19 protein-coding genes are annotated in these 21734 nt (G+C 73.0%); 6 read left to right on the top strand and 13 right to left on the bottom strand.

Features of this window, described 5'->3' with window-relative positions; all coding sequences use genetic code 11:
• Window positions 1-106: 106 nt before the first annotated feature.
• Window positions 107-967 carry a dihydropteroate synthase gene (gene folP / locus F0L17_RS17415; RefSeq protein ID WP_155071800.1) on the top strand — a complete coding sequence of 287 codons (861 nt, stop codon included), beginning with the start codon at window positions 107-109 and terminating at the stop codon, window positions 965-967.
• Window positions 968-1051: 84 nt separating this feature from the next.
• Here folP and F0L17_RS17410 read toward each other — a convergent pair whose 3' ends face one another.
• Both F0L17_RS17410 and dapE read right to left on the bottom strand, forming a co-directional pair.
• Complete coding sequence (locus tag F0L17_RS17410) at window positions 1052-1849, bottom strand: LOG family protein (protein WP_155071799.1); 798 nt, start codon at window positions 1847-1849, stop codon at window positions 1052-1054.
• 260 nt (window positions 1850-2109) lie between these two features.
• Entirely contained in the window at window positions 2110-3243 is a 1134-nt protein-coding gene (gene dapE / locus F0L17_RS17405) for a succinyl-diaminopimelate desuccinylase (protein ID WP_155071798.1), read from the bottom strand.
• Between the two features lie 91 nt (window positions 3244-3334).
• On the opposite strand from dapE, the gene F0L17_RS17400 reads away from it, so the two are divergent.
• The gene (locus F0L17_RS17400) at window positions 3335-4261 is read left to right on the top strand and encodes a VldE C-terminal domain-containing protein (RefSeq protein ID WP_162466325.1); all 927 of its coding nucleotides are present in this window, start codon (window positions 3335-3337) and stop codon (window positions 4259-4261) included.
• Window positions 4262-4641: 380 nt separating this feature from the next.
• The gene (locus F0L17_RS17395) at window positions 4642-5160 is read left to right on the top strand and encodes an ATP-binding protein (RefSeq protein ID WP_155071797.1); all 519 of its coding nucleotides are present in this window, start codon (window positions 4642-4644) and stop codon (window positions 5158-5160) included.
• Between the two features lie 151 nt (window positions 5161-5311).
• Here the strand turns inward: F0L17_RS17395 and dapC are convergent, their stop codons facing one another.
• Both dapC and fdxA read right to left on the bottom strand, forming a co-directional pair.
• Window positions 5312-6394: a succinyldiaminopimelate transaminase gene (gene dapC, locus F0L17_RS17390; protein WP_155073778.1), complete on the bottom strand. Its 1083-nt coding sequence runs from the start codon at window positions 6392-6394 to the stop codon at window positions 5312-5314.
• Between the two features lie 111 nt (window positions 6395-6505).
• Entirely contained in the window at window positions 6506-6832 is a 327-nt protein-coding gene (gene fdxA, locus F0L17_RS17385; RefSeq protein WP_162466324.1) for a ferredoxin, read from the bottom strand.
• Window positions 6833-6975: 143 nt separating this feature from the next.
• Here fdxA and F0L17_RS17380 point away from each other — a divergent pair, with 143 nt between their 5' ends.
• The gene (locus tag F0L17_RS17380) at window positions 6976-7986 is read left to right on the top strand and encodes a GNAT family N-acetyltransferase (RefSeq protein WP_162466851.1); all 1011 of its coding nucleotides are present in this window, start codon (window positions 6976-6978) and stop codon (window positions 7984-7986) included.
• A 91-nt stretch (window positions 7987-8077) separates the two neighbouring features.
• The gene (locus F0L17_RS17375) at window positions 8078-8935 is read left to right on the top strand and encodes a transglutaminase family protein (RefSeq protein WP_155071796.1); all 858 of its coding nucleotides are present in this window, start codon (window positions 8078-8080) and stop codon (window positions 8933-8935) included.
• A gap of 52 nt (window positions 8936-8987) precedes the next feature.
• Here the strand turns inward: F0L17_RS17375 and F0L17_RS17370 are convergent, their stop codons facing one another.
• The 4 genes from F0L17_RS17370 to F0L17_RS17355 all read right to left on the bottom strand — a co-directional run bounded on the left by F0L17_RS17370 (window position 8988) and on the right by F0L17_RS17355 (window position 12948).
• Complete coding sequence (locus tag F0L17_RS17370; protein WP_155071795.1) at window positions 8988-11183, bottom strand: peptidoglycan binding domain-containing protein; 2196 nt, start codon at window positions 11181-11183, stop codon at window positions 8988-8990.
• A gap of 248 nt (window positions 11184-11431) precedes the next feature.
• Entirely contained in the window at window positions 11432-11803 is a 372-nt protein-coding gene (locus F0L17_RS17365) for a DUF6113 family protein (RefSeq protein ID WP_338018123.1), read from the bottom strand.
• Complete coding sequence (gene mshB / locus F0L17_RS17360; protein WP_155071794.1) at window positions 11800-12729, bottom strand: N-acetyl-1-D-myo-inositol-2-amino-2-deoxy-alpha-D-glucopyranoside deacetylase; 930 nt, start codon at window positions 12727-12729, stop codon at window positions 11800-11802. The genes F0L17_RS17365 and mshB overlap by 4 nt, the downstream gene beginning before the upstream one ends.
• Before the next feature lie 24 nt (window positions 12730-12753).
• Window positions 12754-12948, bottom strand: coding sequence for a hypothetical protein (locus F0L17_RS17355; RefSeq protein WP_162466322.1), 195 nt, complete (start codon window positions 12946-12948; stop codon window positions 12754-12756).
• A gap of 268 nt (window positions 12949-13216) precedes the next feature.
• Between F0L17_RS17355 and F0L17_RS17350 the strand changes: the two genes are divergently transcribed.
• Entirely contained in the window at window positions 13217-15448 is a 2232-nt protein-coding gene (locus F0L17_RS17350) for a S9 family peptidase (RefSeq protein WP_155071793.1), read from the top strand.
• Between the two features lie 41 nt (window positions 15449-15489).
• On the opposite strand, the gene F0L17_RS17345 is transcribed toward F0L17_RS17350, so the two are convergent.
• The 5 genes from F0L17_RS17345 to F0L17_RS17325 all read right to left on the bottom strand — a co-directional run bounded on the left by F0L17_RS17345 (window position 15490) and on the right by F0L17_RS17325 (window position 21567).
• On the bottom strand, window positions 15490-16581 hold the full coding sequence (locus F0L17_RS17345; RefSeq protein WP_238419404.1) for an ABC transporter ATP-binding protein: 1092 nt from the start codon (window positions 16579-16581) through the stop codon (window positions 15490-15492).
• Window positions 16581-17648 carry an oligopeptide/dipeptide ABC transporter ATP-binding protein gene (locus F0L17_RS17340; RefSeq protein ID WP_162466321.1) on the bottom strand — a complete coding sequence of 356 codons (1068 nt, stop codon included), beginning with the start codon at window positions 17646-17648 and terminating at the stop codon, window positions 16581-16583. Before F0L17_RS17340 ends, F0L17_RS17345 begins: the two co-directional genes overlap by 1 nt.
• Complete coding sequence (locus F0L17_RS17335; protein WP_155071792.1) at window positions 17645-18640, bottom strand: ABC transporter permease; 996 nt, start codon at window positions 18638-18640, stop codon at window positions 17645-17647. The genes F0L17_RS17340 and F0L17_RS17335 overlap by 4 nt, the downstream gene beginning before the upstream one ends.
• A 133-nt stretch (window positions 18641-18773) precedes the next feature.
• Window positions 18774-20564, bottom strand: coding sequence for an ABC transporter substrate-binding protein (locus F0L17_RS17330; protein ID WP_155071791.1), 1791 nt, complete (start codon window positions 20562-20564; stop codon window positions 18774-18776).
• Between the two features lie 40 nt (window positions 20565-20604).
• Window positions 20605-21567 carry an ABC transporter permease gene (locus F0L17_RS17325; RefSeq protein WP_155071790.1) on the bottom strand — a complete coding sequence of 321 codons (963 nt, stop codon included), beginning with the start codon at window positions 21565-21567 and terminating at the stop codon, window positions 20605-20607.
• Between the last annotated feature and the right edge of the window lie 167 nt (window positions 21568-21734).

Raw genomic sequence — 21734 nt, 5'->3', positions numbered from 1 at the left:
TACCGCTCTCCACCGATCGTGTCACGGGACGCCGGCGGCTAGGGTCGGCGGCGGACCACGGGTCGAGGCACCACGGGGTCGACGGGTCACGAGGAGAGGACGACGGATGCTGCGGCTGGGACGGCGCGAGTTCGGCGAGCACGAGGCGGTGGTCATGGCCATCGTGAACCGGACTCCGGACTCCTTCTACGACCGGGGCGCCACCTTCCACGACGGTCCCGCGCTGGATCGGGTCGAGCAGGCGGTGTCGGAGGGCGCGGCCATCATCGACATAGGGGGCGTGAAGGCCGGTCCCGGCGAGGAGGTCTCGGCCGAGGAGGAGGTACGGCGCACGGCCGGTTTCGTGGCCGAGGTGCGACGGCGCTGGCCGGACGTGGTGATCAGCGTGGACACCTGGCGGCACGAGGTCGGCGAGGCGGTCTGCGAGGCGGGGGCCGACCTGCTCAACGACGCCTGGGGCGGGGTGGACCCGAAGCTGGCCGAGGTGGCGGCGCGGTACGGCGCCGGGCTGGTGTGCACCCACACCGGTGGCGCGGTGCCGCGCACCCGCCCGCACCGGGTGGCCTACGACGACGTGCTGGCCGACGTGCTGCGCGACACCGTCGCCCTGGCCGAGCGGGCGGTCCAGGCGGGGGTGCGGCGGGACGCCGTCCTGATCGACCCGGGCCACGACTTCGGCAAGAACACCCGGCACTCGCTGGAGGTGACCCGACGGCTGGAGGAGATGGTGGCCACCGGGTGGCCCGTGCTGGTGTCGCTCTCCAACAAGGACTTCGTCGGGGAGACCCTGGACAGGCCGGTGAAGGAGCGGCTGGTCGGCACCCTGGCCACCACCGCGGTCTCCGCGTGGCTGGGGGCGCGGGTCTACCGCGTCCACGAGGTGGCCGAGACCCGTCAGGTGCTCGACATGGTCGCCTCCATCGCGGGCCACCGGCCCCCCGCCGTGGCGCGTCGGGGCCTGGCCTGAGCCGGAGCGGGCCCGAGCCGGGGCGGTACCGCGCTCCGCGGGGCACGACCGCACCGCCCCGGACCTCCGGGGCGGTGCGGCGCGTCAGTCCGGGTCCTCCGGCTGGAAGCGCTCGCCCGGCGATCCCTTGGCGGCCTCCTTGGTGACCAGCGCGATCGTCTCGTCCACGTCGTCGGTGAGGTGGAACAGCTCCAGGTCGTGCGGGCTCACCTTGCCGTTGGGCACGACGGTGTCGCGCAGCCAGTCCACCAGTCCCCGCCAGTAGTCCGTGCCGAACAGCACGATCGGGAAGCGGGTGACCTTCCGCGTCTGCACCAGGGTGATCGCCTCGAACAGCTCGTCCATGGTGCCCATTCCGCCGGGGAGCACGACGAAGCCGCTCGCGTACTTGACGAACATCGTCTTGCGCACGAAGAAGTAGCGGAAGTTGACGCCGATGTCGACGTAGGGGTTCAGGCCCTGCTCGAAGGGCAGCTCGATGCCCAGACCGACCGAGGTGCCGCCCGCCTCGCTCGCGCCCCGGTTGGCGGCCTCCATGGCGCCCGGGCCACCGCCGGTGATCACCGTGAACCCGTTCTCGGCCAGCGCCCGGCCGATGTTCACCCCGGCCTCGTACTCGGGCGTTCCCTCGGGGGTGCGGGCCGAACCGAAGACGCTGATGGCCGGTCCGATTTCGGCCAGGGTGCCGAAGCCCTCGACGAACTCCGACTGGATGCGCATGACGCGCCAGGGGTCCTGGTGCAGCCACTCCGAGGGACCGGCCGTGTCCAGCAGCCGTTGGTCGGTGGTGCTGCTCTGGACCTGGCCGCGGCGGCGCACCACCGGTCCGAGACGCTGCTCCTGCGGCGCCCGCCGCTGCTCGAACTCCTCCGCACTGGCCATGGTGTGACTCCCTTGTCGACGCTGATGTACAGGCCGCCAGGGTACGCAGGCCCGGATGAAGCGGAACGGAACTTTCCGGGGCGCGCCGGCAGCCGACCCGTGCCGGGGCCCGCGCCATCGGCACGGACCCCGGCGGATCAGTCGATACCCAGCCGCTCGACGAACAAGCCCCGGGGATCCGTGTCCACCGACACGGACCCGCCCGCGGCCGCACGTCCGATACCGGTGGACACCGGTGGACACCGGTGGACGGGGAACGGTCAGGCCGTGAGCCAGGCGCGCAGTCGTTCCTCGCAGTGCGGGATCAGCGCGACCTCCACGCGCTCGTCCCGCTTGTGGGCCAGGTTGGGGTTCCCCGGACCGTAGTTGACGGCGGGCACGCCCAGCGCGCTGAACCGGGAGACGTCCGTCCAGCCGTACTTCGGCCGCGCCTCGCCGCCCACCGCCGCCACGAAGGCCGCGGCGGCGGGGTGGTCCAGGCCGGGGCGGGCCGGGCCGGAGCTGTCGTCCACCTCGATCCGCTCCACCCCGCAGTCCGCGAACACCTCGCGGACGTGCTCCACCGCCTGCTCCTGGGTGAGGTCGGGCGCGTAGCGGTAGTTGACGGTGACGGTGCACGCGTCCGGGATGACGTTGCCCGCCACGCCGCCCTCGATCCCCACCGCGTTGAGCCCCTCGCGGAACTCCAGCCCGTCGACCACCGGCCGCCGGGGCTCGTACGCGGCCAGCCGGGCGAGGATCGGCGCGGCGGCGTGGATCGCGTTCCTCCCCATCCAGCTCCGCGCGGAGTGCGCGCGCTGCCCACCGGTGTGCAGCCTGACCCGCAACGTGCCCTGGCAGCCGCCCTCGACCTCCCCCTCGGAGGGCTCCAGCAGCACCGCGAAGTCCCCGGCCAGCCAGTCGGGGTGGGCGTCCGCGAGTCGGCCCAGGCCGTTGAGGTGCGCGTCGACCTCCTCGTTGTCGTAGAAGACGAAGGTCAGATCGCGGTTCGGCTCCGGCACGGTGGCGGCGATGCGCAGTTGGACGGCGACCCCCGCCTTCATGTCGGAGGTGCCGCAGCCCCACAGTTCGCCGCCCTCCATCCGGGAGGGCACGTTGTCGGCGATCGGTACGGTGTCGATGTGCCCGGCCAGGACGACCCGTTCGGCCCGGCCGAGTTCGGTGCGGGCGACGACGTTGTTGCCGTACCGGTCCACGCGCAGGTGCGGCAGGGCGCGCAGCGCGGTCTCGATCGCGTCCGCGAGCCGTTTCTCGTCGCCGCTCACCGAGGGGATGTCGACCAGCCGCGCGGTCAGCCGCACCACGTCCAGGGTCAGGTCGAGGTCGGCGGCGTCCCGGCCGCTGCCGGCCGTGGGGCCGTTCTCGGTGTCGGTGGCTTCCAGGGCTCGCTCCATGGGGCCGACCCTACCCCCCGTCCCGTGGTCGCCCACCCGTCGAGGCCCCCGTTCGGGACGCGGGCGCGGTGGACACCGGTACCTTTGTCGCGTGTCCGAGCGAACACCGTCTTCGCGAGTCCCGCACCGTCGCAGAACCCTGCGCCTCGCCGCGGCGTGTGCCGTGCTGCTCGGGCTCGCCGGGTACCTGTCCGTGCGTCACGATCCCGGTGGGCCCGGAGTCGCGCGCTGCACCGTGACCGCCGAGGGGAGCGGCGAGCCGTACGTCATCGAACCCCAGCAGGCCGCCAACGCCTCCACCATCCAGGCCGTGGCCTCCGCCCGGGGTCTGCCCGAACGGGCGGTGACCATCGCGCTGGCCACCGCCATGCAGGAGTCCGCGCTGCGCAACATCGACTACGGCGACCGGGACTCCGTGGGACTGTTCCAGCAACGGCCCTCCCAGGGGTGGGGCACCGAGGAGCAGATCATGGACCCGGTGTACTCGGCCGGGAAGTTCTACGACCACCTGGTGGAGATCCCGGGCTACTCGCGGCTGCCGCTGACCGTCGCCGCGCAACGGGTGCAGCGCAGCGGTTTCCCCGACGCCTACGCCAAGCACGAGTCCCGCGCGGCGATGCTCACCGCCGCCCTCACCGGCCGTCGTGCCGCCGCGCTCACCTGCGTGCCCGGACAGCGCTCCGCCGCCGACGCGGGCGATCCGGGGCAGGTGCGGCAGCGCCTGGTCCGCGAGTTCGGCGCGGACGTGCTGCCGGAGGCCGCCGGCACGGGCGGTGGCCGCAGCGCGCCCGATCCGGTCGTGTCCGTGCCCGTCCACTCGCCGGCGCGCGGCACCGACGAGGAGGCCGAGCGCCGCGGCTGGGAGGTCGCGCACTGGGCGGTGGCCCACTCCCTGGAATTGGGGATCGAGCGGGTCTCCTACGGCGAGCGGGTCTGGGAGGCGGGACGGGCGGCCGAGGGGTGGCGTCCGGCCGAGGGCACGTCCCGCGACGAGGTCGTCATCTCCACCGTCCGGTAGGCCCCGGTGGCGCGGCGCGTCATCACGCCGCACCGTTCGACGTCACCCGGACGGGCGTATTCCGTTCGCCTCGGAGGCGCCCTGTGCCGCGCGGTCCGTGCCGCGCGCGACCTCCGCCGCCTTTGGGAGAACTCCTGGTCACGCCCTGTTCGGGTACTCCGCCGTCCCGGCCCGAACCACTCCCCGGGGCCTCCGGCGCGCCCTCGGCGGCCGGGGGCGCATTGCCAATCCTTTACCCGGACGACCGCAACCTCCGGGGCGTTCGGCGCGATAGGCACAGCGTCCGAGGGGCGCCGCCCCGGCCGGATGCGCAACGACGCTCCGCCGACCCACCGTCCGCGGGGCCTTCCCAGCAAGCCTTTCTCCGTCGAAGGAGCAACATGTCCCTCCCCCTCTCGCGCCGGATCGCACGGACCGCGCTGCTGGTCGCAGCGGGAGCCGCCTCCGCGGTCGGTGCGACCGGTTCCGCGAACGCCACCGAGCTCCTGCCCACCGACAAGACCCTGGGCGGCGTGAGCAACCTGGACGGCGCGCACCTGGGCGACACCATCGACGACACCTCGCGCGGCACCGGCAACCAGATCGCCCGGACCGGCGGCAAGGCCGTCCAGGACATCGTTCCCGCCGCGGGCAAGACCGTGGGCTCGGCGGGCAAGACCGCCGTTCCGGCCGTGGAGAAGACCGCCGGCGACGCGGTGGGGACCGCCGGTTCCCTCGTGGGCGAGACCGCCAAGCCCGCCGCCGGCAAGATCGCCAAGGGCAAGGCCACCAAGGGCAAGGCCGCCAAGGGCAAGGGCAAGCTGCCCCTCGCCAAGGACCTGACCAAGCCCGCCGGCTCGCTGACGGACTCCCTCCCGGCCGCCGACAAGCTGCCGGTCAAGGGCCTGCCGCTGATCTGACGCGCACGGGCGCCTCTGCGCGACGTCCGCGCCTTGTCCAGCCCCTCCGGGTCCGTCGCGCCCGCCGCGCGCCGCGACACGGGGCCCGGGGATCGGGGCCCGGGGGCCGCAACGGCCCCCGGGCCCGCCGCGTCCGTCCCGGCGGCGGCGATCAGGCCGTCAGCCGTCGCACCGCCTCGCCGACGCGCTCGTCCGTGGCCGTGAAGGCGACCCGCACGTGTCGCTCCCCCACCGAGCCGTAGAAGTCGCCGGGCGCCACCAGCACGCCACGCCGGGACAGCTCCTCCACCGTCTCCCAGCAGGGTTCGTCCCGCGTCGCCCACAGGTACAGCGACGCCTCGCTGTGCTCGATGCGGAATCCGTTGGCCTCCAGCGCGGCGCGCAGCGCCGAGCGCCGCGCCGCGTAGCGCTCGCGCTGCTCGGCCACGTGCGCGTCGTCGCCGAGCGCCGCCACCGTGGCGGCCTGCACCGGGGCGGGCACCATCATCCCGCCGTGCTTGCGCACCCTCAGCAGCTCGGCCAGGATCGCCTCGTCCCCCACCAGGAACGCGGCGCGGTAGCCGGCCAGGTTGGAGCGCTTGGAGAGCGAGTGGACGGCGACGATGCCCTCGTGGCTGCCGCCGCAGACGTCCGGGTGGAGGACGGAGACCGGCTCGGCCTCCCACCCCAGCTCCAGGTAGCACTCGTCGCTGAAGACCAGCACCCCGTGCTCGCGCGCCCAGGCGACGGTGGCCTTCAACTCCTCCTTCGGCAGCACCCGCCCGGTGGGGTTGGAGGGCGAGTTCAGCCACAGCAGCCGCAGGCCGTCGGGGTCCACCTCGCGCGGTGAGTCGTAGGCGACCGGCTCGGCGCCGGCCAGCCGCGCCCCCACCTCGTAGGTCGGGTAGGCCGGCTGGGGGTACGCCACCTTGTCCCCGGCGCCGATGCCGAGCTGGATCGGCAGCCAGGCCACCAGCTCCTTGGAGCCGACGACCGGCAGGACGTGGGTGTGCGCCAGCCCCCGCGCGCCCAGCCGCCGCTCGCTCCACCCCACGATCGCGTCCCGCAGCTCGGTGGTGCCCCACACCGTCGGGTACCCGGGACTGTCGCTCGCCCGGGCGAGCGCCTCCCGGATCACGTCGGGCACCGGATCGACCGGAGTGCCCACGGAGAGGTCCACGATGCCGTCCGGGTGTTCGGCTGCGGTCTTCTTGTACGGCTCCAACCGGTCCCACGGGAAGACCGGCAGACGCATGGACAGGGGTGGCACGGCTGGCTCGCTCTCTTTCCGGGAAAGACCCGGTCCCGCACGGCGCGGGGCCGTGCGGGACCGGATCAGTGCTGGGGAAGCGGGATCACTCCCGCGTCACTCGTCGTGTTCCTGCGGCGGGAGCGCGGCGACGAACGGGTGGTCGCGCTCGATCAGGCCGAGCTTGCTGGCGCCGCCGGGCGAGCCCAGCTCGTCGAAGAACTCGACGTTGGCCTTGTAGTAGTCCTTCCACTCCTCCGGGACGTCGTCCTCGTAGAAGATCGCCTCGACCGGGCAGACCGGTTCACAGGCCCCGCAGTCGACGCACTCGTCCGGGTGGATGTACAAGGACCTCTGGCCCTCGTAGATGCAGTCGACGGGGCACTCCTCGATGCATGCCTTGTCCTTCAGGTCCACACAAGGCTGCGCGATGACGTAGGTCACGCTGTCGTTCCTCCTCGGTAGGGCGCGGCAGCCGGTCCGGTTGTGGCTGAGCCGCGTGGCGCGCGGGAGCGCGGCGTCGTCGATGCCCGCCCCTAGTATCTCCGTTCCGGGGCAGGAGACGAACAGGAGGGGTGGTCACAGCCGTGGAGTTCACCGTGGGCGGACGACTCGAGCTTCGCATCAGCGCCGACGACGTGGGGAAACGTGTCTCGGTGCGCAGTCTGACCGATTCCGCCGACGGAGGGCCGACCTTCACCGACACCGTCGGCGTTCTCACATCATGGACGGACGGTGTGCTGTCCGTCACACGGCGCGGCGGACGGAGCGTGCGGCTCGCGGAGTCGGACCTGGTCGCGGGGAAGGTCGTGCCGGCCACCCCGGCCCGCCGGAGGGGCCCGGCGGCGGGCGTACGGGAGCTGGCGGAGGTGGCGGCCCGCGGCTGGCCTGCGGTGGAGACGGCCCGGCTGGGCGGGTGGACGCTGCGCGCGTCCGGCGGTTTCACCGGCCGCGCCAACTCCGTCCTGCCCCTGGGCGATCCGGGGGTGGAGCCGGACGAGGCCCTGGCGGAGGTGGTGCGCTGGTACGCCGAGCGCGGCCTGCCCGCCCTGGTCCAGGTCACCACCGGCGGCGGGGACGGCGACGAGATGTTGGCCGCCGAGCTGGAGCGGCGCGGATGGACGGCCGAACGCTTCGCGCTCGCGCGCACGGGAGCGCTCGCGCCGCTGGCCGACCGTGAGCCGGACCCACGGGTGCGGCTCGCCCGCCGGCCCGACGAGAGCTGGCTGGGCGCCTACCGCCGCGGCGCCTGGACGGCCTCGGCCGAGGCCGCGCTCACGGTGCTGGGCGGCGGCCCGTCGGTGTGGTTCGCCACCGTGCCCGGGGAGGGACCGAACGCCGACCCCGCGGCCATCGGGCGCTGCGTGGTGGACGGCCGGTGGGCGGGGTTCGCCGCCGTGGAGGTCGCCCCGGAACGGCGGCGGGAGGGACTGGCGACGGCGGTGATGGCCGAGTTGGCCCGCGCGGCGCTGGCGGAGGGCGCCTCGGCCGCGTACCTCCAGGTCGAGTCGGACAACACCGCGGCCCTGGCCCTCTACGACCGGTTGGGCTTCGTCGACCACCACGCCTACCACTACCGCCGCGCGCCCCGGGCCTGATCCGCGGGTGGCGCCGGGACGGAACGGGACGGGACCGCGGAAACGGGGCGCCGGGTACCGCGGGCACGGTGACAGCGGGTAGGAGAGTCCCATGGATGGTGGGTTTGCGGACGACGAGAACGGCGACGGGACGGTGCGGGAACGCTTCGCCGAGGCCGCGCGGGCGGCACGGCCCGACCTCGCGCTGCTGTGCCTGCTGATCAACGCCGAGGCGGACCCCGGGTGGGCGGGGAAGGGCGTGGACGAGGCCCAGATCGAGTTGGACCGGCTGACGGGCCTGCTGCCGTACGAACCGGCACGCTCCCCGCGTTCCTGGGCGCGCGCCCTGGAGGAGCTCCTCGGCGACCGGTGCGGCTTCCACGGCACCCCCGCCGACTACCGGCGGCTGGAGTCCTCGCTGCTGGGCGAGGTGCTGCGGCGGCGGCGCGGGCTGCCGATCCTGTTGTCGGTGGTGTGGATCGAGGTGGCGCGCCGTGCGGGTGCGCCGGTGTACGGGGTGGCGCTGCCGGGGCACTTCGTGGTGGGACTCGGTGATCCGCGGGGCGAGCACGTGCTGGTCGACCCCTTCGCGGGCGGACTGCCCCTGGACGACCGGGACGTGGACCTGCTGGTGGCCGGCACGACGGGCGCGGCCCCGACGGAGGCGATGCTGCAGCCCGCCGGTCCGCTGGAGATCGTGCTGCGCGTGCTGAACAACATCCGTGCGTGGGCGGCGGCCCGTCCCGAGCACACGGACGTCCGGCTGTGGGCGGTGGAACTGTCGCTGCTGTTGCCGCACCACCCGGCCCGGCTCCGGCACGAGCGGGCGCGGCTGCTGGTCGAGCGCGGCGACTTCGCGGGCGGTGCCCGGGAGTTGGAGGCGTACGCGGGCATGGTGGCGGCGATGGAGCCCAACGCGGCCGAGGCGGTGCGCCGCGAGGCACGTGCGGCCCGCGCCCGGCTCAACTGAGCCGGGCGCGGGCCGCACGTCGCGCCGTCCCGGTGCCCGGGGCGGCGCGCGCCTACTGCGGGTCGAGTTCGATGACGCCGACCCGCTTGGCCGGGTCGGTCTGTCGCAGCGCCTCGCGCAGCGCGCCCGCGACGTCCTGCGGGGTGACCGGGGTCTTGGTGCCGTTGCCGCGGGCGACCAGGACTCCGTCGAAGGTCCCTCCGTACAGCTCCTGGAGCACCTCCAGGTCGTAGGTGTCCACGAGCTTGTCCCCGACCGGCTCCATGGACAGGAACTTCGGCAGCGTCCCCGTGGGGCTGAACGCGATCGACCTGTCCCCGGCCCGGACCGTGACCAGGCCGGACATCGCCGGCTCGCCGAACTCCCGGATCGCCCGGTCGATCTCCTCCCGGTCGATCCGGGGCTGCTTCACGGAGACCGGCAGGGCGACGGCGGCCTCCGTGCCGGTGGCGATCTGCTCGCGGTAGGCGTCCTCCAGCAGGTCGGTGCTCTTGGCGACGTCCACCTGCTCGTAGGGCTCGCCGGGGACGCCGACGGCCTTTCCGCCGGTGAACCTGACCGCGCCCTCCCGAGCCCCGTCGGAGCCCTCCTGGGCGGTCAGGTCCTTCAGCGCCGCCGCGAGCTTCTCCTCGTCGACGGTGAGGGCCGGCTCGGCCTCCCGGGTGCCGCCGAAGAGGGATCCGATGACGGAGACGGGGTTGTAGTCCCGCCCGGCGACCCTGTCCACGGTGGTCTCGGTGTCGAAGGTCAGGCCCGCGACGCTCGGCTTGAGCTTCTTCCGTTCGCCCTCGACGTCGAGGAGCAGCGGCTGCTCGGCACGTTCGCCGAGGACGGATTCGAGCTTGTTCACCGCCTCCTGCTTGCTGGTGCCGCCGATCTCCACACCGAGCACGGTGGTGCCGTTGGGGACGTCGGCGTGGTCCAGCAGCAACCCGGCGCCGTACGCGATGCCGAGCGCTCCGACGACGGCGGCGCCGAGCAGCGCCAGTTTGGAGCGACCACGCCGGGCGGGCGCGTCCGCGGGCCGCGGTTCGGGCTCCTCGTGACCGACGTCGCCGTCGTGATCGGCGCCTCCGTCGTGATCGGCGCCGCCGACACCGCCGACACCGCCGACACCGCCTCCGTCCTGGTCGTGCCCGTCGAAGGCGTCGTGCCTGTCGAAGGCGTCGTGCCTGTCGAAGGCGTCGTGCCTGTCGAAGGCGTCGAGGCCGTCGAAGGCGTCTCGCCCGTCGTCGGCCGGCGTGTCGCCGAAGATCCGCTCCCGGTCGGCGGGTGCCGGACCGCCGAGGTCGAGCGGGGGGCCGCCGACCGACGGCGGCTCGGGCGCCGCGTCCGGACCGGCACCGGACCCGGGCACGGGGTGCTGTCCGGTGTCGGTGGGGTCAAAGGGCCGGGGCTCGTCCGGTCGCTGTCGGAACCCGGGCGGGAGCAGCGACTCGCCGGTGGCCGGTCCGGTCGTCGGCCCCGCGGGCTCCTCCGGACCGTCGGCCGTCACGCGGAAACCGTGGGGCGGGGTGCCGCCCGGCCCGGCGGCCGGCGAGTCCTCCCGGAGGGCGCCGAACGGGTCGGTGCCCCTCGTGGAGTCCACGGGCTCGGGCCGGAAGCCGTGCGGTGGGGTGTCGGTGCGCTGGGACGGCAGTCCGACGTACGCCTCGGTCCCCGGTCCGACACCTCCGGCGGTTCCGTCGGGGCCCGGCGCGGCCCCCGGGCCGGTGGGGGCACCGGGAGTCCTGGGGGTACGGGGCACGCCGTCCGAAGCGTCGCTCGGCGCGGGGGGCTTGCGGGGCGCGAACCAGGAACTGGTCGGCCTGGCGCCACCGTTGGCGGACGGACTCCCCGCTCCGGACGGCCCCGGCGCCGCGGCGCCGTTCGCCCCCCGGGTCGCGCGCGGGACGCCCCCGGCGGGGGTGGCCGCGCCACCCGGGGCCCCGTCCGTTCCGTCGTCCGTTCCGTTCGCGCCGCTCCGCGCGCCCGGTGCGGCGCCGGCGGCGTCCCCGGTGTCCGCGCCGGTGTCGCCCTTCTCGCCCACGGGCTTGCGCATCACAACCGGCGGGATGGGGCGGGAACCCGGGATGTTGATCCGGATGCGGGTGGTCAGCGTGGTCTCGGTCTTCGGCTCGTCCGACCGCGCGCCGGACTCGCCCGGTGCGCCGCCCTCCGGCGTGCCGTAGGGCTCGGCCCCCTGCGGGTAGGCGGCGCCGCCCCCCACTCGGGGGCCGGAGGACGGACTGTCAGTTTCACGGCTCAAAGCTGGATCTCCCGGTTGGATGCGCCGCCCGCCATGGTTCCGATCGGCTGGCGCGAGCGGCTAGCCGGCGCGCACCACCATATCGGGGGTCGTCGCCGCGGGCCCCGGGAGTACCGAATCACCACCCCGGAACGGCCCGTGACGGGGCATACCGGCACACTGCCTCCACATTGCCCCGCGGATTGTCGGACATGTCCAGGACGGTTGTCGACCGCCGGACGATCGACGCCGACCGCTTCACGGCATCTTCACAGCGCCTTCGTGTCCGGTCGGAGAACGTGACCGGACGGCGCGACCGTGGCGCAGATCACAGCGGCGAACATCCCTCCGAACAGGAAGACGTACGACCTCCCGCCGGCGCCGAACAGGAAGTCGCCCTCGGGCCGCGAGACGGTCAGCAGCAGCACCACGAGCATCCAACCGCCCGCCGGAGCCGCCGCGCCGACCCTCGTGCGGGTCAGCCGCGCTCCGCCGAGGAACAGCCCCACGGTTCCGGCGAGCGCCAACAGCAGCCCCAACGGGAACCAACCGGCCTGGACCAGGGATCCGGCCAGGGCGACCGCTCCGCCCAGCACGGTCAGGACGGCGTACGCGGCGATCCGCGCTCCCCTGCCGCTCACCGGCCGCCTCCGCCGATCTCCGGGGCGCACACCAGCCCCTCGAACAGATCGCGCGCGGGCTCGGGCGGAACGGTGCCGTCGGCGAGGCGGAAGTGTTCGGTGCGCAGCAGCGGCTGGCCGAGCCCGTTGGAGAGCGCGAAAGAGGCGGGGGGGCCGGAAGGGGAATCGGCCACCACGATCTGGGTGGCGTGGGCGCGCATCGCCGCCGCCTTGGCGGACACCTCGGCGTCGTCGCCCTCGATCACGGCGGCCACCCGGTCGTCGTCCACCACCCCGGGCACGTCGTCGATCGAGGCCGACCGGGAGAACGGGCCGCCGCCCGACGCGCGCAGCCGGGCGAAGCCCGCCTCGACCTCCGAGCGCGCCGCGCAGTTCCAGTAGACGCGGTCGACCCGGTGCGGTTCTCCGCGGTCCGAAGGGTGGTCGGGATCGGCCGCCAGCTCCACCGCGCGCATCGCCACCCGGTGGGCCTGGATGTGGTCGGGGTGCCCGTAGCCGCCGTTCGGGTCGTAGGTGACGAGCACCTGGGGACGCACCTCGCGGATCTCCGACACGAGGTACGAGGCGGCCTCGTCGACGTCCGCCCGCCAGAAGCAGTCCGCGCGCTCGTTGGCGGGGGTGCCGAACATCCCCGAGTCGCGGTAGCGGCCGGGCCCGCCCAGGAAGCGGTGGTCGGCCACGCCCAGCTCCCGCATGGCGTGCCGCAGTTCGCCGATCCGGTGGGGGCCGAGGGCGTCCTCCCGGTCGGCGGCCAAGTGGGCCAGTGCCGGCGGAACGACCTCGCCCTCCTCCCCCAACGTGCAGGTCACCAGGGTGACCAGCACCCCCTCGGCGGCGTACCGCGCCATGGTGACGCCGTTGGTGATCGACTCGTCGTCGGGGTGCGCGTGGACCAGCATCAGGCGGCGCGCGGGAAGCTCGGTCATGGAGGCGAGCCTACGCCGCCGGCGTCAGAACTTGATGCTGCCGATCATGCCCGCGACGTTCGAGGTGAGCTCGCTGATGGTGGGGGCGATCGACGAGCTGGCCATGTAGAAGCCCAGGAGCATACAGATCACGGCGTGTCCGGTCTTCAGCCCTGACTTCTTGATCAGCAGGAAGACGATGATCGCCAGCAGCACCACCGCCGAAATCGAGAGTGCCACGGCGGTTCACCTCCAAGAGCGCGCGGTCGACACGGAATCAGGATGTTTGTACGACGGGGCAGTCACGAGCTACATACCCCATCAGGAACCATGCGCAACGGATCATAACTTTCCGTTAGACGGCACGGATCGGTGCACGGGTGCAGAAGAGGGGCGCACATCCGTGTGACCTTGGACACGTGCCGGTGTACCGGTCCTCCGGAGCGGCACCGCGGCCGTACCGGACCGGCGTCGCACCCGGCCCGGCGTGACGCCGTACGCTCGCACCATGGTCATGTCGTTTCCGCGCCGGCACGCCCGGACGCAGCGCTTCACCCTGGGAGCACCGCGCGCCTTCACCGTGGCCCCGGACGGTTCCCGGGTCGTCTTCCTCCGGTCCCGCGGGGGCGTCGACCGGGAGAACCTGTTGTGGGCCCTGGACCTCCCCCCGGCTCCCGGGGCCGGCCCCGCGCGGGCCGAGGAGCGCGTGGTGGCCGATCCCCGCGACCTGCTCGGCGGAGCGGGCGAGGAACTCCCCCCGGAGGAGCGCGCCCGGCGCGAGCGGAGCCGCGAGGGGTCCGCCGGGGTGGTCGGCTACGCCACCGACGCAGCCGTGGAGACGGCCGCGTTCGCCCTGTCGGGACGGTTGTTCGTCGCCGACCTGCGCACCGCCTCGGTGCGCGAACTGCCGGTGCCCGGCCCGGTGGTGGACCCGCGCCCCTCGCCCGACGGGCGGCGCGTGGCGTACGTGACCGGCGGCGCCCTGCGGGTGGTCGAGCTCGACGGTGGCGCCGACCGGGCGGTGGCCGGCCCCGAGGAGAACCCGCGCGGCCGTACGACGTGGGGGCTGGCGGAGTTCGTCGCCGCCGAGGAGATGGACCGCTCACGCGGTTTCTGGTGGTCCCCGGACGGCACCCGGATGCTGGTCGCCCGGGTGGACGACTCCCCCGTGACCCGCTGGTGGATCGCCGATCCGGCCCACCCCGACAGCGAGCCCACCGAGATCGCCTACCCGGCCGCCGGGACGCCCAACGCCGAGGTGACGCTCCACCTGGTGAACGCCGGAAGCCCCGACGGAACCGGCGGAACCGACGGAACCGGCGGCACGGACCACACCGAGGTGGTCTGGGACCGGGTCCGCTACCCGTACCTGGCGCGGGTCCACTGGTCGGCCGCCGGACCGCCCCTGCTGCTGGTCCACTCCCGCGACCAGCGCAGCGGGCTGTACCTGACCGTGGACACCGCCACCGGCCGCACCGCGCCGATCCACGCCGACCAGGATCCGGCCTGGCTGGAGCTGTTCTCCGGGGTGCCCGCCTGGACTCCCGACGGACGTCTGGTGCGGATCGCCGACGAGGGCGGGGCGCGGATCCTGGTCGTCGGGGACCGGCCGCTGACCTCCGCGGCGCTGCACGTCCGCGCGGTGCTGGACATCGGCGAGGAGGACGTGCTGTTCTCCGCCTCCCCCGGTGCCGAGGCGCCCGAGGACGCCCCGGTGGGCGAGATCGCCGTCCACCGCGTCTGGTACCGCGGCAGCGGCGACCAGGGCGGCTGGGAACGGGTCTCCCCCGCCGGCGCGCACGTCGCCACCGCCGTCCGCGGCGGGGAGACGGTGGTGCTCTCCACCGCCGCCGTGGACCGTCCCGGCTCCCGCGCCGAGGCGCTGCGGCTGCCCGAGACGGGCAAGGGGGCACCGAGGTCCCTGGCGGTGGTCGCCTCCCACGCCGAGACACCGGAACCGACCGCCCGCCCCCGGTTGCTGCGGGTGGGCGAGCACCGCATCCCGGCCGCCGTGCTGCTGCCCACCGGGTACCGCGACGGCGACGGGCCGCTGCCGGTGCTGATGGACCCCTACGGCGGCCCGCACGGTCAGCGCGTGGTGGCCGCGCACAACGCGTACCTGACCTCGCAGTGGTTCGCCGACCAGGGGTTCGCCGTGGTGGTGGCGGACGGTCGCGGCACCCCCGGTCACTCCCCGGGTCGGGAGAAGGCCGTCGCCGGCGACCTGGCGGGCGTCACCCTGGGGGACCAGGTCGAGGCGTTGCACGCGCTGGCCGAGACCCACCCTCTCGACCTGGGTCGGGTCGGCATCCGAGGCTGGTCCTACGGCGGTTACCTGGCGGCGCTGGCCGTGCTGCGCCGTCCGGACGTCTTCCACGCGGCCGTGGCGGGCGCCCCCGTGACGGACTGGCGGCTGTACGACACCCACTACACCGAGCGCTACCTCGGTCTGCCCCAGGAGAACCCGGCGGGGTACGCGGCCAACTCCCTGGTCACCGACGAGGGGCTGTCCGCCCCCGCCGAGCCGCACCGGCCGTTGATGATCGTCCACGGGCTGGCGGACGACAACGTGGTGGCCGCCCACACCCTGCGGCTGTCCTCGGCGCTGCTGGCGGCGGGCCGTCCGCACGAGGTGCTGCCGCTGTCCGGGGTGACGCACATGACCCCGCAGGAACAGGTGGCCGAGAATCTGCTGCTGCTCCAGGTGGCCTTCCTCAAGAGGTCGCTGGGGGTGGCCTGACCCGGGGCCGCGACCGGGCCCGGCCGGTTGTCCGGTCGGGCTCAGTCGCCGCGCCCGGCCACCGCTCCCTCCTCCGGGAAGTGGCACGCCGTCAGGTGTCCCTCGCGGTCGCCGTCCAGCCGCACCAGCGGTGGCTCCACCTCGGCGCACACCTCCCGCGCCTTCCGGCAGCGGGTGCGGAAGCGGCAGCCGGACGGCGGATCGACCGGCGAGGGCACGTCACCGGTCAGGCGGATGCGCCCCCGGCCGTCGTTCCCCGGCCGAAGGCGGGGCACCGCGGAGAGCAGGGCGCGGGTGTACGGGTGGCGCGGGGCGGTGTAGACGGACTCGCGGTCGCCGATCTCCACGATCCGGCCGAGGTACATCACCGCCACGCGCCGGCAGAAGTGCCGGACCACCGCCAGGTCGTGGGCGATGAAGACGAAGGCGATGCCCAGGTCGCGCTGGACCGTCCGCAGCAGGTTGACGACCTGCGCCTGGATGGAGACGTCCAGCGCCGAGACCGGTTCGTCGGCCACGACCAGCTTCGGTTCCAGGGCCAGGGCGCGGGCGATCCCGATGCGCTGGCGCTGGCCGCCGGAGAACTCGTGGGGGAACCGGTTGTAGTGCTCGGGGCCGAGACCGACGGTCTCCAGCAGCTCCCGCACCCGCCGCTCCCGGCCGCCCGGCGGATCGATCCCGTTGACCTCCAGCGGCCCGCCGACGATCGTGCCGACCGTCTGGCGGGGGTTCAGCGACGAGTAGGGGTCCTGGAAGATCATCTGGATCTCGGTCCGGACCGGCGCCAACTCCCTGCGGCCGGCGTGGGTGATGTCCCGGCCCCGGTAGGAGATCCGGCCGCCCGTGGGCTCCGCCAGCCGGGTCAGCAGGCGTCCGGTGGTGGACTTGCCGCAGCCGGACTCGCCCACCAGACCCAGGCTCTCGCCCTCGTGCACGGTGAGGTCGATCCCGTCCACCGCCCGGACCGTGCCGACCCGCCGGCGGAAGGGGAAGCCTCCCGTGATCGGGAAGTGCTTGGTCAGGCCCTCGGCGGTCAGCAGCGGCGCGTCGGACTCCCGGGGGACGTGGGGCCCGGGGGCTTCGGCGTCGTGTGGGGTGGGTCCCGTCTCCACGGTCATGAACTGCCTCACCATCAGTCGGGGCTGTGCCCGTCGGATATCCGTTCGACGAAGAGGGCGCGCTGCCGGTCCGCCGTCAGGTGGCAGGCGGCTCCGCGCCCGTGCGGCGGCTCGGGGCGCTCGTCGGCGCACCGGGTGCCGCCGACCTCCCCGGTGAAGGCGCACCGGGGGTGGAAGGGGCAGCCGGTGGGCGGGTCCAGCAGGCTCGGCGGGGAGCCGGGGATGGGCACCAGGTCCTCCGCCACGTCACCGTCCAGCCGCGGCACGGAGCTCAGCAGCCCCCAGGTGTAGGGGTGCCGCGGGGAGCGCAGGACCTGTTCGGCGGAGCCGCGCTCGACGGCCCGGCCCGCGTACATCACCAGCACCTCGTCGGCGGTCTCGGCGACCACTCCCAGGTCGTGGGTGATCAGGACGATCGCGGAACCGAACTCCCGTTGGAGGTCGCCCAGGAGATCGAGGATCTGCGCCTGCACGGTGACGTCGAGCGCGGTGGTGGGCTCGTCGGCGATCAGCAGGTCGGGGTCGCAGACGAGGGCCATGGCGATCATCGCCCGCTGGCGCATGCCGCCGGAGAACTGGTGCGGGTAGTCGTCGGCCCGCAGCCGGGGGTGGGGGATGCCGACCCGGCCGAGCATCTCGACGGCACGCCGGCGCGCCTCGCGCCGGGAGGCGCCCGTGTGCCGGCGGTACGGCTCGGCGATCTGCTCCCCGACGGTGTGGTAGGGCGACAGGGCGGTCAACGAGTCCTGGAAGACCATCGCGGCCTTGTTGCCGCGCAACCTCCGCAGTTCCTTCTCCCCGGCGCCGGTCACCTCCTGTCCGTCCAGCACGATCCGGCCGGTGACCTCGGTGGTGCGCCGGTCGTGCAGGCCGAGGACGGACAGTCCCGTCACCGACTTGCCCGAGCCGGACTCGCCGACCACGCCCAGGGTCCGGCCGCGGGCCAGGTCGAAGGAGAGCCCGTCGACCGCGCGGACGGTGCCGTCCTCGGTGGAGAAGCGGACGCGCAGGTCGCGGACGGACAGGAAGGACTCCGTGTCGGGCGGGGCGCCGGGGCCCGCGCTCTCGGTCACTGTGGTCACCGGCCGAACTCCTCCCGGGACAGGCGTACGCGTGGGTCGATGAACGCGTAGACGGCGTCCACCAGGATGTTGAAGAGGATGATCATGGTGGCGGCGAACAGCATCACGCCCATCAGCATGGGCAGGTCGGTGTTGAGCACCGACTCCACGGCCAGCCGCCCGAGTCCGGGCAGGGTGAAGGTGAACTCGGTGACCATCGCGCCGCCGAACAGCGCGCCCAGGTCGATGCCGAAGATGGTCACGATGGGGATGAGCGAGCCCCGCCAGGCGTAGCGGAAGAAGACCGTGCGGCCGGGCATGCCCTTGGCCCTGGCCGCCCGCACGTGGTCCTCGCCGAGCTGCTCGATCAGCGTCGAGCGGGACATCCGGGTGTACTGGGCGGTGAAGATCAGCGACAGCACGAACCACGGGATGAGCAGCCCCACGAACCAGTCGACCGGGCTGGAGGTGATCGGCACGTACTCGGGCTGCCGGAACAGCTCCAGTTGGTAGACCAGCAGGGCGATGGCCAACGGGCCGACGAAGTAGATCTGCAGCGAGCTGAAGACCAGCGACATCGAGCTGAGGAGCTTGTCGACGAGCCCGCCGCGTCGCCAGGCGGCGAGCATCCCGGCGCCCAGGCCGAGGACGAGGAAGACCACGGCTCCACCGAGGGCGAGCGAGACGGTGGTGGGCAGTCGGTCGACGATGGTTCCCCACACCGGCTCGTTGCTCGCGAACGAGTAGCCGAAGCACGGCGCCGGGCAGGGACCCACGGCGAAGTCCCGACCGGCGAAGATGCCCACCATGTACGTCCAGTACTGCTCCGTCAGCGGCTTGTCGAGCCCCAGGTTCCGGCGGATGATCTCCAGCGACTCGGGGTCGCAGGTCTTGCCGCAGTGGAGCAGCGCCGGGTCGCGCGGGATGGCGTAGAACAGGAAGAACGTGCAGGCGCTGATGATCAGCAGGATGACGAAGGCGCCGAGTGTCCGGCGCACCAGGAAGCGCAGCATGGTCGGTTGCGGCCCTCACGCGGGGGAGCGGGGAGACGGGGCGGTGCGGTGCGGCGGGGTGCCGTGTGGTGCGGCGGGGGCGGCGGGGCGTGCCCGCCCCGTGGGCCCGGCACGCCCCCGCGGCGGAACGCGGCTACCGCTTGACGTAGAGCTTGGTCACGTCGAGGTTGCTCATGTCGTTGTTGTAGACCAACCCGCCCACCTGGGAGCCGGCGATCTGCGTCTGCTTGAAGTAGTAGATGGGGACGGCCGGGGTGACCTCCTCCAGGATGTACTCGCTCAGCTCGAACCACTCCGCCGCGGCCTTCTCCGGGTCCGCGATCTTGCGGATCTCGTCGATCCGGGAGTTGATCTCGGGGTCGTCGACGTGCGAGTAGTTGGCCGCGCCGTCCTGGACCTCCCGGCCGTCGTAGAGCGGCGGGATCACGGTGGAGGCGCTGGACCAGTCGTGGCCCCAGTTGTTGACGTAGATGTCGTAGTCGTTGTCGACGTCGCCGATGAGGTCGTAGTAGGTGTCCGTGGGCAGTTCCTTGCGCTGGACGTCGAACCCGGCCTTCTCCAGGGCGTCGGCGACGGCGATGGACGCCTTCTGCTCCTCGTCGTTGTTCCGGTAGGCGAAGGTGAGCTTCGTCCCCACCTTGCCCGCCTCCTCCAGCAGTTCGCGGGCCCTGACGGGGTCGCCGCCCGGCTTCTTCAGCTTGCCGAACGGGTCGTAGTCCTTCCGGTAGCCGGGCAGCAGCGGACTGATCAGGCCGCCGGCCAGCTCACCGCCGGAGGGACCGCCGTACGGGGCCAGGTAGGGCTTGGAGGGGAAGGCGTACGCGATGGCCCGACGGACCCTGACGTCCTCGACGTGGCGGGTGTTGATCGCCAACTGGGCCACGAAGACCTGGTAGCCGGAGACGGTGCGGTCCCTCGCCTCGCGCATCACCCGCTGGTGGCTGCCGGCGTCCACGGCGTTGTTGAAGCTGACGGCGGTCCGCGCCTCGCCGCTGTCGTTGAGCAGCCGCTTGGTGGAGTCCTCGTACTGGTGGTTGAAGGTGATGTCGAACCCGTCGACGTACTGGTGGCGGGCGGCGTCCGTCTTCGGGTCCCACTCGGGGTTGCGCACCAGCTTCATCGACTTGCCCGGCTTGAAGGAGTCGATCCGGTACGGGCCGCTGGCGAGTGGGTCCTTGTCGTACTTCTGCCGGGTGTCCTTCTCCGCGGAGACCACGGCGTAGCCGCTCATGGCCAGGGCGTAGGGCAGGTCGTTGCGCGGTTCGGCGAAGCGGAAGACGATCGTCTTCTCGTCCGGCGTCTCCAGGACGGAGTCGGGCAGGTGCTCGCCCTCGTACGGGCCGTCGGGCAGCAGTTCCCGGTAGGCGGCGCCGGTCTTGTTCGCCATCCACTGCTGGACGTAGGTCGGCCCCTGGGTGACGAAGGGGGCGAAGAGGCGCTCGAAGGTGTGCCGGATGTCCTCGGAGGTGATCGGCGAGCCGTCCTCGAACCTGATGCCGTCCTTGAGCGTGTAGGTCCAGGTGCGTCCGCCGTCGGAGGGGCGGCCGCTGTCGGTGGCCAGGTCCCCCACCACCGAGTAGGTGCCGTCGTTGTCGAGCTTGACGTGGGTGAGCTTGCGGTGGATCAGGTGGGCGAGGGTCATCTCGTCCTGGACGTAGATCTGCGCCGGGTCCAGGTGGGCGTAGCTGTCGCGCTGGTAGACGCGCAGGGTGCCGCCCTCGCGGGCCCCGGGGACGTCCTCGGCCGGGCCGGTGGAGGCTTCGGCGTCGGCGAACTCGATCGCCGAGCGCTGCGCGGCGGGCTCGTCCCCGCCCCGCTCGTCCCCTCCTCCTCCGCCACCCGCGCTGCATCCGCCCAGGAGCAGCGCTCCCGCCGTGAGCGCCGCGGCCACGGCGCGCGGTCCGCGTGTTCGATGGCTTCTCATTGCCTGCCCCCTGCCTGTCCGTCTCGCGGACGGGGAGTGATCAACGGGCGGTCCGGGGATCGAAGGCGTCCCGGACCGAGTCCCCGAGGAGGTTGAAGGCCACGATGAACAGGACCATCGCGCCCCCGGGGAAGAACATGTAGGTGATGTCGTTCTGGTAGACCTCGGCGCCGGTGGCGAACATCCGGCCCCAGTCGGGGGTCGGCTCGACGATGCCGACGCCGAGGAAGGAGAGCGCGGCGGCCGTGGTGACGAAGTTGGGGAGCATGTAGGTCGCCTGCACCAGGATGGGGGTCACCAGGTTGGGCAGCAGCTCCTTGCGGACGATGCGCCAGGGTGAGGCCCCGCCGACCTTGGCGGCCTCCACGAACTCCCGCTCGCGCAGCGCCAGCGTGGCGCCGCGCAGGATCCTGGCCAGGGACATCCAGCCGAGGAACCAGAGCACCAGGATCAGCGCCAGCACCCTGATGTAGGTGGGCGTCTCGTCGGCGGGGTCGACGAAGAGCGCCACCACGATGGGCATGAACGCCACGAAGAACAGCTGGTTGGGGAAGGCCATCAGCAGGTCGATGGTGCGGCCGATGAAGTAGTCCGTCCTGCCGCCGAGGTACCCGGCGACCACCCCCAGCACCATGGCCGTCAGGACGGTGGCCAGGGTCACCGCGACGGCGATGAACAACGAGGTGCGGATGCCGTACACGAGTTGGGTGAGCACGTCGCGACCGAGGATGGGTTCCAGGCCGAACCAGAACTCCGAGTCGATGCCCCCGTTGGGCTTGATCGGGTAGCCGTACTCGTTGAGCAGGCCCTCGCGCTCCTGCCCGTAGCGGGTGTACGGATCCTTGCCGTACAGCCGGGAGATGACCGGCGCGAGCAGGCCGACGGCGAAGAAGAACACCACGACACAGGCGGCCGCGACACCCGTGCGGTCACGCTTGAAGCGCCGCCACATCAACTGCCCCGGCGACCGGCCGACCGGCACGGTGCGCTGCGCACTGGCCATCTCGTCCTCGCCCCCCGAAAGCCCGGAAACCTTTTCGGATGCCGGGACTTTCGCAATGGATCGAGCCTCGGGTCAAGAGGTCAAACTGGTGTAGACCATTGATTTTCGACAGCCCTTCCAAGGAATTCACAGAAAAAGGCCTGTTGCGCACTTGACAGGTATTCCGC

This window comes from Streptomyces taklimakanensis, from assembly GCF_009709575.1.
GTDB classification, from domain to species: domain Bacteria; phylum Actinomycetota; class Actinomycetes; order Streptomycetales; family Streptomycetaceae; genus Streptomyces; species Streptomyces taklimakanensis.
Note: the sequence above shows the minus strand (reverse complement) of the source record. Positions and strands in the feature narration are given on the sequence as shown.

Coding starts and splice junctions, on each gene's coding strand:
- folP (WP_155071800.1), top strand. CDS start 107: ATGCTGCGGCTGGGACGGCGCGAGTTCGGCGAGCACGAGGCGGTGGTC.
- F0L17_RS17410 (WP_155071799.1), bottom strand. CDS start 1,849: ATGGCCAGTGCGGAGGAGTTCGAGCAGCGGCGGGCGCCGCAGGAGCAG.
- dapE (WP_155071798.1), bottom strand. CDS start 3,243: ATGGAGCGAGCCCTGGAAGCCACCGACACCGAGAACGGCCCCACGGCC.
- F0L17_RS17395 (WP_155071797.1), top strand. CDS start 4,642: ATGTCCCTCCCCCTCTCGCGCCGGATCGCACGGACCGCGCTGCTGGTC.
- dapC (WP_155073778.1), bottom strand. CDS start 6,394: ATGCGTCTGCCGGTCTTCCCGTGGGACCGGTTGGAGCCGTACAAGAAG.
- F0L17_RS17375 (WP_155071796.1), top strand. CDS start 8,078: ATGGATGGTGGGTTTGCGGACGACGAGAACGGCGACGGGACGGTGCGG.
- mshB (WP_155071794.1), bottom strand. CDS start 12,729: ATGACCGAGCTTCCCGCGCGCCGCCTGATGCTGGTCCACGCGCACCCC.
- F0L17_RS17350 (WP_155071793.1), top strand. CDS start 13,217: ATGGTCATGTCGTTTCCGCGCCGGCACGCCCGGACGCAGCGCTTCACC.
- F0L17_RS17345 (WP_238419404.1), bottom strand. CDS start 16,581: ATGGTGAGGCAGTTCATGACCGTGGAGACGGGACCCACCCCACACGAC.
- F0L17_RS17335 (WP_155071792.1), bottom strand. CDS start 18,640: ATGCTGCGCTTCCTGGTGCGCCGGACACTCGGCGCCTTCGTCATCCTG.
- F0L17_RS17330 (WP_155071791.1), bottom strand. CDS start 20,564: ATGAGAAGCCATCGAACACGCGGACCGCGCGCCGTGGCCGCGGCGCTC.
- F0L17_RS17325 (WP_155071790.1), bottom strand. CDS start 21,567: ATGGCCAGTGCGCAGCGCACCGTGCCGGTCGGCCGGTCGCCGGGGCAG.